14 protein-coding genes are annotated in these 16,746 nt (G+C 44.0%); 9 read left to right on the top strand and 5 right to left on the bottom strand.

What is annotated here, in order from left to right; translation table 11 throughout:
• Positions 1 to 331 precede the first annotated feature (331 nt).
• Positions 332 to 1,828 carry an alanine/glycine:cation symporter family protein gene (locus tag RAH45_RS12165; protein WP_068406960.1) on the top strand — a complete coding sequence of 499 codons (1,497 nt, stop codon included), beginning with the start codon at positions 332 to 334 and terminating at the stop codon, positions 1,826 to 1,828.
• A gap of 244 nt (positions 1,829 to 2,072) precedes the next feature.
• Here RAH45_RS12165 and RAH45_RS12160 read toward each other — a convergent pair whose 3' ends face one another.
• Positions 2,073 to 3,710, bottom strand: coding sequence for an electron transfer flavoprotein-ubiquinone oxidoreductase (locus RAH45_RS12160; RefSeq protein WP_068406995.1), 1,638 nt, complete (start codon positions 3,708 to 3,710; stop codon positions 2,073 to 2,075).
• Between the two features lie 677 nt (positions 3,711 to 4,387).
• On the opposite strand from RAH45_RS12160, the gene RAH45_RS12155 reads away from it, so the two are divergent.
• From RAH45_RS12155 to RAH45_RS12140, 4 genes are all read left to right on the top strand, one after another.
• Entirely contained in the window at positions 4,388 to 5,122 is a 735-nt protein-coding gene (locus RAH45_RS12155; RefSeq protein WP_306495313.1) for a DUF1285 domain-containing protein, read from the top strand.
• Positions 5,123 to 5,166: 44 nt separating this feature from the next.
• Positions 5,167 to 6,171, top strand: coding sequence for a glutamate racemase (murI, locus tag RAH45_RS12150; RefSeq protein WP_200663460.1), 1,005 nt, complete (start codon positions 5,167 to 5,169; stop codon positions 6,169 to 6,171).
• 227 nt (positions 6,172 to 6,398) lie between these two features.
• On the top strand, positions 6,399 to 7,427 hold the full coding sequence (locus tag RAH45_RS12145) for a DUF4062 domain-containing protein (RefSeq protein ID WP_306495312.1): 1,029 nt from the start codon (positions 6,399 to 6,401) through the stop codon (positions 7,425 to 7,427).
• A gap of 174 nt (positions 7,428 to 7,601) precedes the next feature.
• Positions 7,602 to 7,898: a hypothetical protein gene (locus RAH45_RS12140; protein WP_068406968.1), complete on the top strand. Its 297-nt coding sequence runs from the start codon at positions 7,602 to 7,604 to the stop codon at positions 7,896 to 7,898.
• Between the two features lie 156 nt (positions 7,899 to 8,054).
• Here the strand turns inward: RAH45_RS12140 and RAH45_RS12135 are convergent, their stop codons facing one another.
• The 3 genes from RAH45_RS12135 to msrA all read right to left on the bottom strand — a co-directional run bounded on the left by RAH45_RS12135 (position 8,055) and on the right by msrA (position 11,074).
• Complete coding sequence (locus RAH45_RS12135) at positions 8,055 to 9,548, bottom strand: lytic murein transglycosylase (RefSeq protein WP_306495311.1); 1,494 nt, start codon at positions 9,546 to 9,548, stop codon at positions 8,055 to 8,057.
• 217 nt (positions 9,549 to 9,765) lie between these two features.
• Positions 9,766 to 10,431 (bottom strand): thiopurine S-methyltransferase, encoded by a 666-nt coding sequence (tmpT, locus tag RAH45_RS12130; protein ID WP_306495310.1) that lies wholly within the window; start codon positions 10,429 to 10,431, stop codon positions 9,766 to 9,768.
• Between the two features lie 121 nt (positions 10,432 to 10,552).
• Positions 10,553 to 11,074 (bottom strand): peptide-methionine (S)-S-oxide reductase MsrA, encoded by a 522-nt coding sequence (gene msrA / locus RAH45_RS12125; protein WP_144298101.1) that lies wholly within the window; start codon positions 11,072 to 11,074, stop codon positions 10,553 to 10,555.
• Positions 11,075 to 11,369: 295 nt separating this feature from the next.
• On the opposite strand from msrA, the gene cmoA reads away from it, so the two are divergent.
• Entirely contained in the window at positions 11,370 to 12,173 is an 804-nt protein-coding gene (gene cmoA, locus RAH45_RS12120) for a carboxy-S-adenosyl-L-methionine synthase CmoA (protein ID WP_306495309.1), read from the top strand.
• A gap of 83 nt (positions 12,174 to 12,256) precedes the next feature.
• Positions 12,257 to 13,288, top strand: a complete 1,032-nt coding sequence (cmoB, locus tag RAH45_RS12115) for a tRNA 5-methoxyuridine(34)/uridine 5-oxyacetic acid(34) synthase CmoB (RefSeq protein ID WP_306495308.1) — start codon at positions 12,257 to 12,259, stop codon at positions 13,286 to 13,288.
• Between the two features lie 34 nt (positions 13,289 to 13,322).
• On the opposite strand, the gene RAH45_RS12110 is transcribed toward cmoB, so the two are convergent.
• Positions 13,323 to 13,541, bottom strand: coding sequence for a DUF2788 domain-containing protein (locus RAH45_RS12110; protein ID WP_068406984.1), 219 nt, complete (start codon positions 13,539 to 13,541; stop codon positions 13,323 to 13,325).
• Positions 13,542 to 13,927: 386 nt separating this feature from the next.
• Here RAH45_RS12110 and argS point away from each other — a divergent pair, with 386 nt between their 5' ends.
• Positions 13,928 to 15,757 carry an arginine--tRNA ligase gene (argS, locus tag RAH45_RS12105; RefSeq protein ID WP_306495307.1) on the top strand — a complete coding sequence of 610 codons (1,830 nt, stop codon included), beginning with the start codon at positions 13,928 to 13,930 and terminating at the stop codon, positions 15,755 to 15,757.
• A 138-nt stretch (positions 15,758 to 15,895) separates the two neighbouring features.
• Positions 15,896 to 16,738 carry an SPOR domain-containing protein gene (locus RAH45_RS12100; protein ID WP_306495306.1) on the top strand — a complete coding sequence of 281 codons (843 nt, stop codon included), beginning with the start codon at positions 15,896 to 15,898 and terminating at the stop codon, positions 16,736 to 16,738.
• Positions 16,739 to 16,746: the final 8 nt, after the last annotated feature.

Below are 16,746 nucleotides of genomic sequence, written 5' to 3'. Positions count from 1 at the left end.
AGTTAAAAAACGTGGTCGGTAATAAAGTAGACTTCTATAAGTGTTTAGAATATTTAATCTTACTAAGATCGTACGATAAATGTCTAACCAATGCTACTGATTTGTTACATTCTCCATTCTATAGGACTTCAATAGGAAGTAACATTTATTTCAGAAATAGTCTTTTTAACTTAATAACCAAATTTGATAGTAGTAGGTGTCTTAATCTCTATAGAATGCACACGGCATCTTATTAGTAGAGATGTTTAGCAGAACTATGAGCGTTATAATCAGTTAAATGTGTTTCTATATAAAAATAAGTAACATTTATAAACGTAAGTGAGGAGTAGGTATGAGTGACGGCATAGCAGGCTGGTTTAATAACATCGTGAATTACGGCGTTAGTATTATCTGGGGTAATAACGATTGGTTAATCGCCAGCAATCCTTGGTATGGATTGTTGATGTTTGTGTTGATTGGGGCTGGTCTATATTTCACCGTTGCTACGCGTTTTATTCAGTTTCGTCACTTTGGTCATATGTGGCAATTATTACGGGTGTCAAACCAAGGCCGTAAAGATGGTGGTATCAGCTCGTTTGAGGCGCTGATGACGTCTTTAGCGGCGCGTGTCGGTACCGGTAATCTGGCAGGGGTAGCGATCGCTATCTATCTTGGTGGACCGGGCGCAGTATTTTGGATGTGGATGACGGCGCTCGTCGGTATGTCGACCAGTTTTATCGAGTCAACCTTAGCCCAAGCCTATAAAGTGCCGCATAATGACAATGTTTACCGCGGTGGACCGGCTTACTATATCGAAAAAGGTTTGGGTAAGCGCTGGCTGGCGATATTTTTCTCGCTTTGTTTGCTGGTTGCGTTTGGTTTGGCGTTTAATGGCGTGCAGTCGAATACGATTGCGCAGGCGACCAATGAAGCGTTTGGTGTTCCAACGTGGATGACAGGGTTAATACTGGTCGCGCTCGTCGCCCCAGTGGTATTTGGCGGACTACGCTCGGTTGCACGTATTGCAGGTAAAATCGTGCCAGTCATGGCGATTCTTTATATCTTGTTGGCGCTTTATATTATTATCACCAACTTTAGCGAATTCCCAGCAGCCGTTGCCTTGATCGTAAAATCAGCCTTTGGCTTTGAGCAAGCGGCGGGCGGTGTGATTGGTTATGGTATTGCGCAGGCGATGATTAACGGTATCAAGCGTGGTTTGTTTTCGAACGAAGCGGGTATGGGTTCAGCGCCCAATGCCGCAGCGACGGCAAAAAGCCATCCTGACCATCCAGCGGTGCAAGGCTTTATGCAAATGCTCGGTGTCTTTATGGATACGCTGGTTATCTGTACGGCAACCGCGGCGATTATTATACTTTCAGGTGTCGTCGATCCAAATGTCGAACAAGAAGGTATTCAATTAACCCAGTTGGCACTGTCGCAGTATGTGGGCGATATGGGCGTAGTTTTTGTCGCGATTGCAATTTTCTTCTTTTCGTTTACCTCTATCATTGCCAACTACAGCTATGGCGAGTCCAATCTTGAATTTATCTCTGGTGAAAAAAATGCCAAAGTCATGATTATGATTTTCCGTTTTATGGTTTTAGGCATGGTATTTGTTGGTGCTATTGCTAGCTTACCTGCTATTTGGAACTTCGCTGACTTATCAATGGGTCTCATGGCACTCGTCAACTTGATAGCGATTTTAATCTTGTCGCCAGTGGCGCTTAGAATTTTGCGTGATTATGAAAGACAAATCAAAGAAGGCAAAACCGGCGAGCAAATCAAATTCGACCCCGATGACTTTGTAAAATTAAGAGATGAAGCCAATCGTGATGCGTGGACTGATTAGTATTTTTTAGTAAGCTAAAAAGTTATTCTATTAAATATAGTAGGTTCGCTTTAAAAGCGATGCAGTGTGACTTAGATGAATTTTTCGTAGCCTCTATGATAACAGCAAGCAAGGAAAATTTATCCCAGTCGTACGCTAGCTACTAGCGTATTGTCTTTATTTCGAGTGGATCATACAAGCATAAAAAAACCGCTCTTATATTAAGAGCGGTTTTTTATTAAGCCATAATTATCTCAAACATGATTTACATGTTTGGATAGTTAGGACCGCCGCCGCCTTCTGGCGTTACCCAAGTAATGTTCTGTGACGGGTCTTTGATATCACAGGTCTTACAATGCACACAGTTTTGCGCATTGATAACAAACTTAGCACCTTCGGCATCTTTCACCACCTCGTAAACGCCAGCTGGGCAGTACAGACGCGCAGGCTCAGCATACAGCGGTAAGTTAATTGAAACAGGCACCGTAGGATCGGTGAGTTTCAGATGCGTCGGTTGGTCTTCAGCGTGGTTGGTGTTGGAGATAAAGACTGATGACAGCTTATCAAATATCAGCTTACCATCTGGCTTAGGATAGGTTGGCTGATAAGCATGCGCCGCACGCTCTAGCTGATCATAATCTCTCTTATTATCATGAATGGTCAAAGGCATTTTACCGCCAAGCAAATTTTGCTCGATAAAGGTAAAGGCGCCGCCCATCCATTGACCCATACGGTGCATGGCTGGGGCAAAGTTACGCGCTTCGTAGTTGTCTTGATACAGCCATGATTCTTTATACATGGTGCTATAGGCAACCACGTCGTCATACTCACGGCCTGCTTGTAACGCTTCAAAAATCGCTTCAGCCGCCAACATACCTGACTTCATTGAGGTGTGCGTACCTTTGATTTTGGCAGGGTTTAAGAAGCCTGCATCATCACCGACCAACACGCCACCTGGGAAGGTGAATTTTGGTAAGGAGTTTAAGCCGCCTTTGGTCAACGCACGCGCGCCGTATGACAGGCGTTTGCCGCCTTCTAAGACGTTGCGAATGACTGGATGAAGTTTTAGGCGCTGCATCTCATCAAACGGTGACATATAAGGGTTTGAGTACGATAGGTCGATGACCATACCAAAGCTGACTTGGTTGTTTTCATCGAAGTACAACCACCAACCGCCAGATGAGCCGGTATCCGTTAATGGCCAACCTGAACCATGCATGACCACGCCTTGCTCGTGCTTCTCTGGGCTGACTTCCCATAGCTCTTTTAGACCGATACCATAATGCTGAGGGTCTGAGTCTTTATCAAGCGCGAAACGGCTGATGAGGCGCTTGCCCAAATGTCCACGGCAACCTTCGGCAAAGATGGTATATTTACCTAGCAGCTCGTAACCTGGCTCAAAGCTCGGCTTGGCTTCACCATTGGCAGCCACGCCCATGTCGCCTGTCAAAACCCCTCTTACCGAACCGTCATCATTATATAAAATCTCATCGGCAGCAAAGCCTGGGAACATCATGACTTCAAGCTCTTCTGCTTGCTCAGCTAACCAGCGAACGACGTTGCCCAATGAGACAATGTAGTTACCTTCATTGTGCATGCTGGCGGGTACGATAGAATCAGGGAGCTTGGTTGCTTTGGTCGCAGAACCGAGCATATAAACGCGGTCTTCAATGGCAGGTACGTTTAGTGGCGCGCCTTTTTCTTTCCAATCTGGTATCAGCTCGTTTAAGGCGCGCGGCTCAATAACCGCACCAGATAAGGTGTGCGCACCAAACTCTGAGCCTTTTTCGACCACACAAACCATGAACTCATCATTGCCCGCTGCAAGAGCAAGCTGACGCAGACGAATGGCCGCTGATAAACCCGCTGGGCCGCCGCCGACGATGATGACATCAAATTCCATTGATTCACGTTCGATTTCAGGCTCAGTAGTTTCTGGTTCTACGGCTGGCTCGGGCGTTGCTTCTGTTGCAGTAGTGGATTCTACTGGCTCAGCGGCAACTTCTGTCGCCTCAGTTGCAGCGCTTTCTTCAGTAGTGGCGACTTCTTCTACGGCTACATCAGTATGTGCGATGTCGCTATTTACAGTGTCGTTACTGACAATGTCATTATTAACAACGTCGTTGCTAACAGTGTCATTATCAACAACAGGCTTTTGATTGTCTTGCTCTTGCATACCTACTCCTAAACTTTTAGTGGCTTATCTCAGGGCATCATTAGCTTAACAATTGAATAATAAAGCTTGCGGCGCTAACGTTACTCAGACATATGGCTGCCCGATAAGAACTGTCTTTGCGGCATCAATTGACGACGTTAAGCGTACAAAGATTGACGTAAAATCTAGCACCCATAACGTAAAATGTGTTGTTAATTCAACACCCACTGAACCATTGCAAATAAATAATCGTTACTCATTATAAAAGAAAAGTCCTACAAACACGATACGCATTTCTGGGTATCAATGTTAAGGTAAGAGGGAAATAATGGGGGTACAATGACGATAGGCTTTCATCATACCCGAAACAAAAATTTATAGTAATAATAGATGCGCCAAACTTTGATTACTACATAAAGGATTTTATGATGAATGACGATAATAAAAACGACAATTCTAATGATAAAGATAACCTCAAAGTCACGAATGACAAGGTATCTGCGCCAAATGGTATGGATGCTTTGAGTCAGTATTTTAAGTCAGCGCCAAGTATACGCGAAGGGCGCGCTATACCGCCGCTTGAGAACTGGCATCCTGAGCAAGTAACGGACATGGATCTAACCATCAAAGCCAACGGCGAGTGGTGGCACGAAGGCGGGCACATGACCCGTCAGTCATTAGTCAGTTTGTTTGCCACTATTTTGTGGAAAGAAGAAAATAATGGCGCGGTTGAGTATTTTTTAAAGACACCGGTACAAAAACTGCGTATCCACGTAGAAGATGCGCCGTTACTGATTAACGATGTTGGTATCGTTGAAGAACAAGGTGAAAGCTGGCTAGAATTTACGACCACCACCGGTGATGTAGTGCGTTTAGATGATGAACATCCGATTAGTTTGCGTGCTTATACAATGAAAGACTCTGATGACAATAGCCATTCTGACAAAAGTAAGAATAAAGAAGATAATGAAAGTACAGAAAGCTCTACGCAAATTCGTCCTTATATGATGGTACGAAACGGCTTGGAAGCATTGATTGGACGTAACGCTTTTTATCATTTAACAGAAATTGGTGAATTGACAGAGCGTGAAGGTGAGACGATACTAACGCTGCAAAGTGGTGATAATGCTTATACGTTATCAATGCCATCAGATTCATAATAGACTATATTTAATACTTATATAAGAACGGCGGTAAGAAAGCAATGAAGGTTGCCGTAAAAGCAGTGCCTGATAATACAAGCCTTGATATTATTGATAGCCTTGAGACGCACAAAACCACATTTATTAATGATAGTTTTAAAACGCTTAAAGCAGATGATAGCGTGATAAATAACGCGCTTAAAAAGGAACGCAGTGCGCCAATCGGCTTGTTCGATTCGGGCGTCGGCGGCTTGTCGGTCTATCTACATCTGGCTCAGCAATTACCGCATGAGCGTTACGTTTATTATGCCGATACCTTGCATGTACCGTATGGCAATCGTGATAGTGAAGACATTAAAGCCTTAACGCTCGCTGCAGTGGCATGGCTATACCAACAAGGCTGCAAGCTTATTGTCATCGCCTGTAATAGTGCTTCGGCGTATGCGTTAGAGACGGCCAGACGCTATTATCCGCAGCTGCTTATTGTTGGTCTGGTGCCTGCTTTAAAACCTGCGGTATTGGCCAGCAAAACTCATCACGTAGCCGTATTGGCAACGAAAGCGACGTTAAACGGTGCGCTACTAAATGACGTCATTACGAATGTTGCCATTCCTCATGCCACCAGAGTCTCCAAATACTTTGACCCAAACTTAGTCCCTTGGGTTGAGTCAGGTATGCCTAAAGACAGCAAAACGGCTCAGGATTTACGCCTGCAATTGCAGCAATTTTCGCAAGATGGCGTCGATCAGTTGGTATTAGGCTGTACCCATTATCCATTTTTTAAAGCGTTTTTACGCCAAGAAATTACTCAGCAGCAGTTAGCGCTACATATTGTCGATTCGGGGCATGCAATCGCTGAGCGCGTTAAGCAGCTATTGATAGCAGAACAGTTGTTAGCATTACCCGTTAAGGTATCAGCTAATGAAGCGTTAAATGGCCTAGCGACCGCTATAGATATACCGCCGGCTTTGACTTTTTATGCGACTAAGTATGATAAACAGCTCGGCGCTGTAGTGCGACGTTTATTGGGTAAACAGTCTCGTATACAGTATATTCTTTCGCCTTAAGCCCTTTTGTTTTAGTCTAATAGGGTTTTTTGCCTGTGCAATAGTGAAGTAGCTGTTATAATCCCGCAATATATTAGTGGAATTAGCAATAAATTAAACGTATTCGCGTAATATAATGCTAGGCTAGTATTTGCCAAACAGAATATTAGACAGGCTCTGATGCTATCGCTTTTCGATAACAATCGAGATAACTTTCATTTATATGACTAATAAGTTTAGAGGTGATTGTGTCAAACCGTCGCTATCATATTCACGTCATATGCGCTGACAACGACCAACTGTTGGTTTTAGACAGTGTGGCGATGTTTTTCCAAGGCCGCGCATTTTTAACCTATGACGTTTCTAGCAAATTACCCAAAGCGGCGTTATATGGTCGCCAGTGTATCGATGCTTGCGATTATGCGCTGATGATAATCGGTGATAGCTATGGCACGGCGCAAAATACTGGTGTCAGTCAAATGCATTTGAGCTATCTCAATGCCAAAGCCAAGCTCAAACCCTTGTTAATATTGGTCAAAAGTCATCATAACGAGGTCAATATCAGTCGGCAGCTGCAAGAATTCACCAACATGGTGACCAAAAAAGCCGATAAGATTTATTACTATGAAACAGAAAATGATATCGAGCAGCTACTCATTCAGGCCTTCTATAAAATGGTCGCCAATCATGAAGTAGGGGACGGCTGGGTAAGAGTGAGCGACGAGCTGATGAAAGCCAATAAATCGGCACTGGCCGAAGAAACGGCCACGAGCTTTTCTACCAAGAAAGCCAAACTTACCCAATCTCGCCCTGCTGTTACCGATCATTTAGCAGCCGATAGTGTCAGCAAGCCACTGGTGCTGACAGACACTTTTGAGATTCAGTACAAAGCCCAAGCCTATGAAGGCGGTAATTTAACCGACGTCACCCGCCCTATGACTTTATCGTGGCAAGAAGTGCTCATCGCCTTAATAAAAATACCGGCTACCTTTTCAAGCTATGGTTTACAGAGCGCCATTAATCGCTTAATCGCAGTCAAAGCTGAAACAGATATCAAAAATGACATGCCAAATGTTCACGCGGTGGCACGTTGTCAGATTTATCAAGATGACTTAAACCAATTACAGCGGCAGTTGGTGACGGCTAACTGGATTCAACTCACCACCTATGGCACGCGCGTGTCACAAGAGCTTTGGAAACTCACCTTTTATGCGAAGAGCTTATTGACAGGCACTGACGCCAACACTTTTAGTGCGCCAACTTTACCGCTTAGCTAGGGCAAATGCTCTCTGCTCTATTTATAATTTTATGGATAAAAAATCCATTTATAAAGCCGGCGCTTACCCTTTGTAATACAAAGCATACGTCTCTGTAGTTGTGAAGCTGAGCAATACCCGTAATAATAAGCGTATAAATACATAATAATGCTTAATAATTAGGGAGAACGAACAATGAGTGATGCCAAAAAAAATTTAAATAGTGAACTAACCAGCTTAGAAGAAACCATGCTTGAAGCCGACCAGTTTCGTACGCTCGAAGAACAAGTCGCCGATATGAAGCGCCGCGGCATTGACCCAACCCAAGCCTATAAGGACTTGGATAGAAAGGAAGAAGATGCTGACTGGGGTGATGCGACGTGGAAAGAAAACGGTAAATGGAAACCAAAAACGCCTGCGGATTTAGATGACAAAGCCCGCGAAAATTGGGATGGCGATAATGGAAAACCAAATCCGCCACCTGTTATCTAGTAGGTATTATTTAACAAAATAATAGAATGATGACCGTATTTTTTCCAATTTATTCAATTCATTTAATAAAAAAGCCACGCTCATTTGCGTGGCTTTTTTATTAGTCGCTAATACATGCTTGTAGATACTAAATAAATCATTCCTTAGCTTAGCTAATTATGAACCTTCATCGACACGTACAAGCTTTATCGTACCATCAGGACTGGTAACCCGGCGATAACGCGTATTGCCCGATGAGGTTGATGGTCTAACGGTTGGCTGCACAGACGGCTGTACCGAGTAAGGATTAGAGTTTGAGCTGCCAGTTTGCTGTTGAATCAATTGCCCCATACGGTCTGCAGGCGCAGGGTTTAAAGGACGACTGTTTGCTGGTTGTCCGTACGGATTTCCATATTGGGAAGTGCTTGCAGCACTATTACCGACGATGGCGCGATAAAATTTTTGTCCGGCGCGTCCATCGGCTGGAAAGATGCCATGGCTTGATTGATATTGCTGAATCGCCGTACGCGTATTATCACCAATGATACCGTCCACTTCGCCAATATCGTAGCCTGCATTTAATAATGCTTGCTGGATATCTTTAGATTGCTGACGGCTAATACCAGAGTCGTCCGTCGGCCAGGCAGTGACAAAGTCGGTTTTGCTGCTGTCTTCACGCGCGATTAAGTCTGATAAGTGGGCAATTGCTAAAGCATAATTTTCTGAAGCGTTATACGAATAAAACGTGTCGAAGTTTTTACCCACCAAGAATGCTGGGCCATCAGTGCCGGCTGGTAATAATAAACCTGCGCTGCCCAAGGTAGAAGGCAGAGGGCTGCCGTTCGCCAATGTCAGCCCTTGATTGCGCCAATGGCTGATAGATTTTTTGTCTTTACGGTTTGATGCGCCCCAAAAACCACTCGGCAGTTTGACTTCATAACCCCATGGCTCGCCGGTACGGTAACCACGTTTGTCCAAAAAGTTGGCAGTAGAGGCGAGCGCATCAGGGACGCTATTAACTAAGTCGCGGCGGCCATCACCATCGAAATCGACAGCCAGTTCTAAAAAGGTACTTGGCATAAACTGCGTTTGCCCAAATGCACCTGCCCATGAGCCGGTCATATCACTAGGCGCAATATCGCCATTTTGGACGATTTTTAGCGCATTGGCATATTCGCCTTGGAAGTAGCTTTGACGACGATCAAAACATGACAGCGTCGCTAAAGATTCAAACAAGGGCTTTTTACCCAATGTCTGGCCAAAGTTTGACTCCACGCCCCATACGCCCAGTACATGCTCAGCTTTGACCCCATAGCGCGATTCAATGCGGCGCAAGGTATCTGCCCATTGGTGCTTAGCCCGAATACCATCTTCGACCCGCTCTTTATCTACCAATGATGACAAATAATCCCAAACGTCCTTTTGAAATTCAGGCTGGTAATTGAGTGACTGAATCACACTAGGGTCAGGCTGGCTTGGACGATAGTTATTAAACGTATAGCTATCGACGCCGCGGAATTTACTAGAGTTTTTTAAACCATCTAAGCACTGTTGAAACTGGCTATTAGATAGGTCTGGTGCTGGTGGTTTGGCCGCTTGCGCAGTACTGGCAAAGCTGAGGCCAATCGCGATGCTAAGTAGCGATAACGTAGAGGTCGAAGAAAAACGCATGGAAATATCCTATAAACATCGAAATAGTCATTGAAAGAGAACAAAGCTGAATTAAGCAGTATGAACTTAGAGTAACCAATCTCAATAGTAAAGAAAAGGTATCGAAGCACTCAGTTACTATAAATTGACGTGAGCGTGAGGTTAAGAGAGGGTTTGGCTATCCTGTTGAAGCAAGCTTTAGCGCTTTTTCGTGGTTTAGCTCCAATGAATAAGTTGATTAAGAATTTAATAACCAAACCTGTTCAGTTACGGCTAGCTCAGATGCCGCATTAAGGGTTGATGACTGGTTTTCAAGCTCGATAATTTTATAGTCGGTATCATAATACTGCTGTAACTGCTGCTGACTAATCGAAAAAGGCGGGCCGTCTTTTTTACTTTGGTCATAGTTTAGGGTGATTAATAGTTGTGGCGCATGATTGCTAAGCTTAACTATTTGCGCACTATAATCAGTACGCATCGTTGCTGGCAAGGCTATCAATGCTGCTCTATCATAAACGGCATTAATCTCGCCTATATCTATTGCGCTAATAGCAAAAATATCTGCTGCCCATAAAGTAATGGTTTGCCCAGCTAGCTGACCCTGATAGCGTTTTAAAATGGCGTTAACAGTAGCGCTCGTAAATTCAGTAATAGTTGGAATAACCTTTTGCTCAACAAAGAACGCTTGCACAGCCGTTTCCACCAGCTCGACGCCAACGACGTCATAGCCTGCGTGCGCAAGCCATACCATATCAACCGATTTACCGCATAAAGGTACCAAGACTTGGCTGCCGATGGGCACTGCCAGTTCAGAAAAATACTCGGTTAGTTGAGGATTGACGTTAGACTTATGAAAGCCAATACGGCCATCTTGCCAGCGCTGTTGCCAAAATTTAGAATCCATACCTTTATTCCTAACCTATATATACTTTAGATGTTTGATATTATCATACCGCTAAACGCAATAAAAAAGCCAAGCGTCTTAACCCTTGGCTTTGATAGCGTATAAAACTTACGTTACTTGTTTAATGCACCATATACTCACTAAATTCTTTGCGTAGTTTGGCAAGTTTTGGCGGAATAGCAAAGTTACAATAGGCTTGACCCGGGTTTCTATTATAGAAATCTTGATGGGCGTCTTCAGCTTTGTAAAATTCCATAGCAGGATGGACTTCTGTCACCACATTAAGGCCCATGTCACGTAATTTGTTAATAGTACGGTCGACCGTTGGTTTTTGCGCCTCATCGGTATAAAAAACCACGCTGCGGTATTGGCTGCCGACATCATTGCCTTGACGATCCATGGTGGTGGGATCATGCGTGGCAAAAAACACATCAAGAACCACTTCTAATGGTACGATAGACTCATCAAATTCAACCTTGATTACTTCAACGTGTCCGGTATCACCACCGCAGACCGCTTCGTAGTTAGCAGAAACGGCATCGCCGCCCATATAGCCTGACACCACAGATTGCACGCCTTTTACGGATAAAAATACTGATTCGGTGCACCAAAAGCAGCCACCGCCTAAGATAATGGTTTGCATAATTGTTCCTATTATTATAGCTGTTGTCATAGAGACGCGCTAAGGTCTTTATTTGGTTGCAATATCTCATCTTTCAATCCTAATTTTATGTCTCAATATTGCCTTTATAAAGAATTAGCGTTACCTATTTAGCTTAGCAGGGCAGTTGCTCGCCATAAGTAACAAACAGTAATGTTATAATGGGCTTTTGCTATCTTTGGCTGTCTTTAAAGCCCTGAGCAATTCACCATTTAATTAATATTTTATTTTTAAAGAATCAAAGTTTCATTATTAAAAAACGAACCACTATCAAAAAATGAGCAACCTCATGAGCCAAACTAAGCCTACTAAACTGACTAATAACACCGTAAAGCACGATACCTTATTTACCACGCCACTCGATAAAGCGGCGCGTTTTTCTTTTGATGAGCAAGTGGTGGCGTGTTTTCCTGATATGATTCGCCGTAGTGTACCCGGTTATGGTCAAGTGCTGGCGATGTTGCCGATATTCGCTCGTCGTCACTGTAAATACCGCCAGCAAGATGATAGCGGCCAGCGTGTCAGCCGTGTCTATGATTTGGGCTGCTCACTGGGTGCAGCAAGTATGGCGTTGGCAGGCGAGTTTGAGCCGCAAGATTTACAGATTAAGGCGATTGATATCTCACCCGCGATGACCAATGAGGCGAGCACGTTATTAACGGAAAATTATCCCGCGCATAACATCGAGGTTATCACCGCCGATATTCGTGATGTCGAGCTTGAGCCATGCGATATGGTCATTCTGAATCTGACGCTGCAATTTTTACCCGCTGCCGATAGAGTGGCAGTGCTTGAGAAAATTTATGCCGCATTAAGTGAGGGTGGTATTTTGGTATTGACCGAAAAAACCCATGCTTTTGATGAGCAGTATGATGCGTGGTTGGTTGAGCGTTATTATGATTTTAAACGCGCCAATGGTTATACCGAGATGGAAATCAGCGGCAAACGCAATGCGTTAGAGAACGTTTTGATTACCGATACCTTGGATGAGCATCATACGCGTCTAGCGCAAGTTGGCTTTGAGCGTCATTTGACGTGGTTTCAATTTTTAAACTTTGTCTCTATTGTGGCCTTTAAATAATATTTAAACGCGATAGTAATAACAGCTCGACTTTTAATATAAATTTTTACTCTATCTTTTTACCAACATGGCAATCTGTTTTTATGCTTAACGACACCATCACTCATGCCGAACGCGAATTATATTTAACCTTGCTGTCATTGGCGCAGCAGCAGCCGAGTGCTTATGAGTGGCTGACGCGCTTGCCGACGTGGCTTAATGCTATTAAAGATAAAGCCAATTACGCACACGCGCCTGCTTACCAAGCGTCGGTGGCACGTTTGCCAACAGTAGCGGCTGATAAAGTAGATTTGGACAGTGATGTATTAACGATTGCCGCCAACCTCAGCGACTCTGAGCGCAAACAAACCTTAGCGCTACTAAAGCAGCTAATGCCGTGGCGCAAAGGGCCTTTTCAGATTGGTGGTCAAATTGCTAATGACGAGTCCGCTATAAAAATTGATACCGAATGGCGTAGCGATTGGAAATGGCAAAGGGTTGCACCGCATTTAGGCAATCTAAAAAGACGACGAATATTAGATGTGGGCGGTGGCTCGGGTTATCACGGTTGGCGGATGGCAGGTGCGGGCGCAGAGACGGTCATCATTATTGACCCATCATGTTTGTTTTATCATCAATTTATGGCCATTCGTCATTTTGTCGGCGCCGCTGATCATTATAAAACGCATTATATTCCCGTACCGCTTGAAGCTTTGCCGGAGCACAGCCAGCTATTTGATACCGTATTTAGTATGGGCGTGCTCTATCATCGCCAGTCGCCGTTTGAGCATTTGCAACAGCTAAAAGGTCAGTTGGTTAAAGGTGGTGAGCTGGTGCTGGAAACCTTGGTTATCGATGGCGATGCCAATACTGTCCTTGTACCGCATGATCGTTATGCACAGATGAATAATGTCTATTTTTTGCCATCGGTCGATGCACTTATTGGCTGGCTAGAAAAAGCGGGGTTTAGCGAGGTACGCTGCGTCGATGTAGCGGTTACATCGACTGAGGAGCAGCGCAAAACCGAATGGATGACGTATCATTCATTGGCGGATTTTTTAGACCCTACTGATGGAAGTAAAACCATCGAAGGGTATCCTGCGCCGAAACGGGCAACCTTAATTGCAAAAAAATAGCGCTGGCGGTTTGCGGTTGGCTAAGAGAGGTCGGTTAAATAAACCAGCGTTTAAATGCCATCTCTATCAATACTTTTAGGATAAAACCGATAAAACCCGCACCTAAGGCCAAAAACATCCAAAAAGTACCAGCGCGCCCAGCGTTAGACTGTTTTGATAAATCCCAAATAATAAAGAATAAGAAAGCAATAAAAATGGGCAATAAAATATACATGCCCCAACTGGTGACGGTACTAGAAGCAATAGCAAACATGGTTTTATCCTGTCAATGAAAGTGTAAAGTGCTGCGTTTTCTATGGTCTGTTTTTATATATGGTTATAAATGGCATCAGCATTTATAGAAGCAGCAATAGATTAATGTTGCCATTATAACGCGGAATAAGGTTGCTATAAATGTTTCACCAACGTCAAACAACAGTAACGCTACAATCCGCTTAAATAGCCCTATATTTGCAGCCTATAATAGTCGTCCACTTGTCACTTGCACATATCTAGTATAATAGCGGTGATTTTAGTGCTATTTTTGGTTCAAATAGTGCAATAGCAGCTAAAGGTTGTTATATTTATAGGTTACTTATTTTTTCTGTTTTATCTTATATTACCCCAATTTTTTGTTCATTTATCTGAGTTTATAGTCCTATGTCACAAGCCCAAATCGATACGCTCGCCTCACTGTTTGACAGTGCCATTGAAGTCCTAAAAACGAACGGCGAACTACCGGCTGATTGGCAAAACAACAGCCAAATTACGCGCACTAAAGATACCAGTCATGGTGACTTTGCGAGCAATATCGCCCTAACGGCTGCCAAAGCTGCGAAAGCCAATCCGCGCCAGCTTGCTGAAAAAATCGTTAATGCCTTGCCTGAAAATCAAAATATTCGTCAAGTAGAAATCGCAGGTCCTGGTTTTATCAACGTCTTTTTAAATACCGAAGCCAAATTTTCGGTGTTAGACGATATCTTTAAATTGCAAGAACGCTTTGGTTTAAGCAAGCAGTTTCAAGGTCAAAAAATTCAAGTTGAATTTGTCTCGGCCAACCCTACGTCTAGCTTACACGTCGGTCATGGACGCGGTGCTGCCTTTGGAATGAGTGTGGCAAATTTGCTTGAAGCCATTGGTTATGATGTCACGCGTGAGTATTATGTCAATGACGCCGGTCGCCAAATGGATATTTTGGCGACCAGTACTTATTTGCGTTATCTAGAAGCTAATGGCGAGGCAGTCACCTTCCCAGTCAATGGCTATCAAGGCGATTATGTCAGGGATATTGCGCAAACCCTAAAAACCCAGCATGGCAATAGCTACGTGCACAGTTTTGCCGATATTGCCAAAGACGTAGCAGCAGATGCACAGTTTGAGATAAATAATGATGGCGAAAAAGTACTGCTATCAGGCGATAAAGAAGCCCATATCGATGGTTTGATTGCCAATAGCAAAGCCTTGCTTGGCGCCGGTTATGAGCTGTTTTTAAATGCGGCATTGAGCAGTATTTTGGCTGATATCAAAGACGACTTAAATGACTTTGGTGTCCGTTATGAATGCTGGTTTAGCGAAAGATCCATCGATAGCGAGATTGAGCCTGTTTTACAAATCCTCGATGAAAAAGGCTATTTATACGAAAAAGACGGCAATATCTGGTTTAAATCGACTGATTTTGGCGATGAAAAAGACCGTGTGGTACGCCGTGCTAATGGTCAAAGTACCTATTTTGCCTCTGATATCGCTTATCATAAAAACAAGTTCGATCGCGGTTTTGATAAAGTCATTAACGTTTGGGGCGCTGACCATCATGGTTATGTGCCGCGCGTAAAAGCGGCATTGACGGCACTTGGTATCGATGCCGACCGCCTTGATGTGGTATTGGTACAGTTTGTTGCCTTATGGCGCGGTAGTGAAAAAGTGCAAATGTCATCGCGCTCGGGCAAATTTGTTACCTTACGTGAGCTGCGCCATGAAGTCGGTAACGATGCTGCACGTTTTTATTACGTCGCTCGTAAGCCTGAAGTTCATGTTGATTTTGACTTGGAGCTGGCCAAATCGCAAAGTAAAGATAACTTGGTTTACTATATTCAGTATGCGCATGCCCGGGTTTGCCGTGTGTTAGAAAAACTAGAAACCAGTGGTCTGCAAGTAGACGATATTACTGGCGCTGAAAAGCAAGCGTTATTGACCGCACCGAGCGAAGAAGAGTTGATTAAATTATTGGCCGCTTATCCGGCAACCTTGCTACGCTCAGCGACAGGCTATGAACCGCATATCTTAACCAACTATCTAAAAGAGTTGGCGGCGTTATTTCATGGTTGGTATGATGGCAATCGCATCTTGCCGGTCAGCCTAACTTCAGGTGAAACGCCAAGCCAAGATGAGACGGATTTGATGCAAGCGCGTTTACGCTTATCTAAAGCCGTACGTCAAGTATTGGCCAATGGATTGAGCTTATTAGGCTTGTCTGCACCGTCTAGCATGTAGTATAAAGGAAGACGGCTGTAGCCATTATTTGATGATAATTCTTCAATTCTAATCTAATCGACAGTGCTGATTCGATAAAGACAATTCGATAACGATAACTCGACAACGACAGATAATTCAGTAGGGAGAACGAGATCCATGTTAGCCAAAAAACCAAAAGGTGCCACTGAAAAACGCAAAACCAGTAGTGTGTCAGGCTTATTATGGATGTTTGTTGGGGCAGTATTGACGCTCATGATCGGGGTGTTTTTATACCTCTCACCCTTGTTTAACTTTAGTCCTGCGGGCAGCGGTGAGGGCACCGATGCTGATAGACAAGTTCAGCAACGGGTCGATACCGATACCGACAATGGTGATTATGAGTTCTATGATATTTTGCCCAATCAAGAGATGGCAACCATTCCCGATGAGGACTTCGGCGAAGGCAGTAGTAGCCAATCCGGTCAAATCACTGATTTTGAGCCAGATGTAGTCGTCAATCAGCCAGAAAACACCACGCCCAGTACTAATGATGCGGGTAACTTTGGTATTTCTGAGAGCACAACGATTGAGCCTAGTCGTAGCAACAATACGAATAATGCAGCAAACAGCAATAATGACGACGATATTGTCATCGTCGAAGAAGATGCGACTTATGATGATACACCAGCTGCCAATAATACAGGCGCGAATACAGGCGCGGCTGCAAACAGAGCTAATACAGCGAACGCTAGCAATGCTAGTATTCAGCCAGCGAAGCCTGCGGCGACTTATATTTTGCAAATCAACAGCTTTGGTGATGCCGATGAAGCAGACCGTCGGCGAGCACAAGTTCTGATGGCTGGTGTCGATGCTAGGGTGGTGAAAAACACTACCGGTAATGGCCTGCCTATTTATCAGGTGATTTCACGCCCGATGAATAATCGACAAGCGGTTGCCACTGCTCAGCAGCGCCTGCAAAATAACGGTATTGATTCTATTATCGTTGAGCAGCGCCGTTAAACCTAAAG

Origin of the sequence: Psychrobacter sp. van23A (assembly GCF_030845275.1) — a bacterium.
Lineage (GTDB): Bacteria > Pseudomonadota > Gammaproteobacteria > Pseudomonadales > Moraxellaceae > Psychrobacter > Psychrobacter faecalis.
Note: the sequence above shows the minus strand (reverse complement) of the source record. Positions and strands in the feature narration are given on the sequence as shown.

Coding starts and splice junctions, on each gene's coding strand:
- RAH45_RS12165 (WP_068406960.1), top strand. CDS start 332: ATGAGTGACGGCATAGCAGGCTGGTTTAATAACATCGTGAATTACGGC.
- RAH45_RS12160 (WP_068406995.1), bottom strand. CDS start 3,710: ATGGAATTTGATGTCATCATCGTCGGCGGCGGCCCAGCGGGTTTATCA.
- RAH45_RS12155 (WP_306495313.1), top strand. CDS start 4,388: ATGATGAATGACGATAATAAAAACGACAATTCTAATGATAAAGATAAC.
- murI (WP_200663460.1), top strand. CDS start 5,167: ATGAAGGTTGCCGTAAAAGCAGTGCCTGATAATACAAGCCTTGATATT.
- RAH45_RS12140 (WP_068406968.1), top strand. CDS start 7,602: ATGAGTGATGCCAAAAAAAATTTAAATAGTGAACTAACCAGCTTAGAA.
- RAH45_RS12135 (WP_306495311.1), bottom strand. CDS start 9,548: ATGCGTTTTTCTTCGACCTCTACGTTATCGCTACTTAGCATCGCGATT.
- tmpT (WP_306495310.1), bottom strand. CDS start 10,431: ATGGATTCTAAATTTTGGCAACAGCGCTGGCAAGATGGCCGTATTGGC.
- msrA (WP_144298101.1), bottom strand. CDS start 11,074: ATGCAAACCATTATCTTAGGCGGTGGCTGCTTTTGGTGCACCGAATCA.
- cmoA (WP_306495309.1), top strand. CDS start 11,370: ATGAGCAACCTCATGAGCCAAACTAAGCCTACTAAACTGACTAATAAC.
- cmoB (WP_306495308.1), top strand. CDS start 12,257: ATGCTTAACGACACCATCACTCATGCCGAACGCGAATTATATTTAACC.
- RAH45_RS12110 (WP_068406984.1), bottom strand. CDS start 13,541: ATGTTTGCTATTGCTTCTAGTACCGTCACCAGTTGGGGCATGTATATT.
- argS (WP_306495307.1), top strand. CDS start 13,928: ATGTCACAAGCCCAAATCGATACGCTCGCCTCACTGTTTGACAGTGCC.
- RAH45_RS12100 (WP_306495306.1), top strand. CDS start 15,896: ATGTTAGCCAAAAAACCAAAAGGTGCCACTGAAAAACGCAAAACCAGT.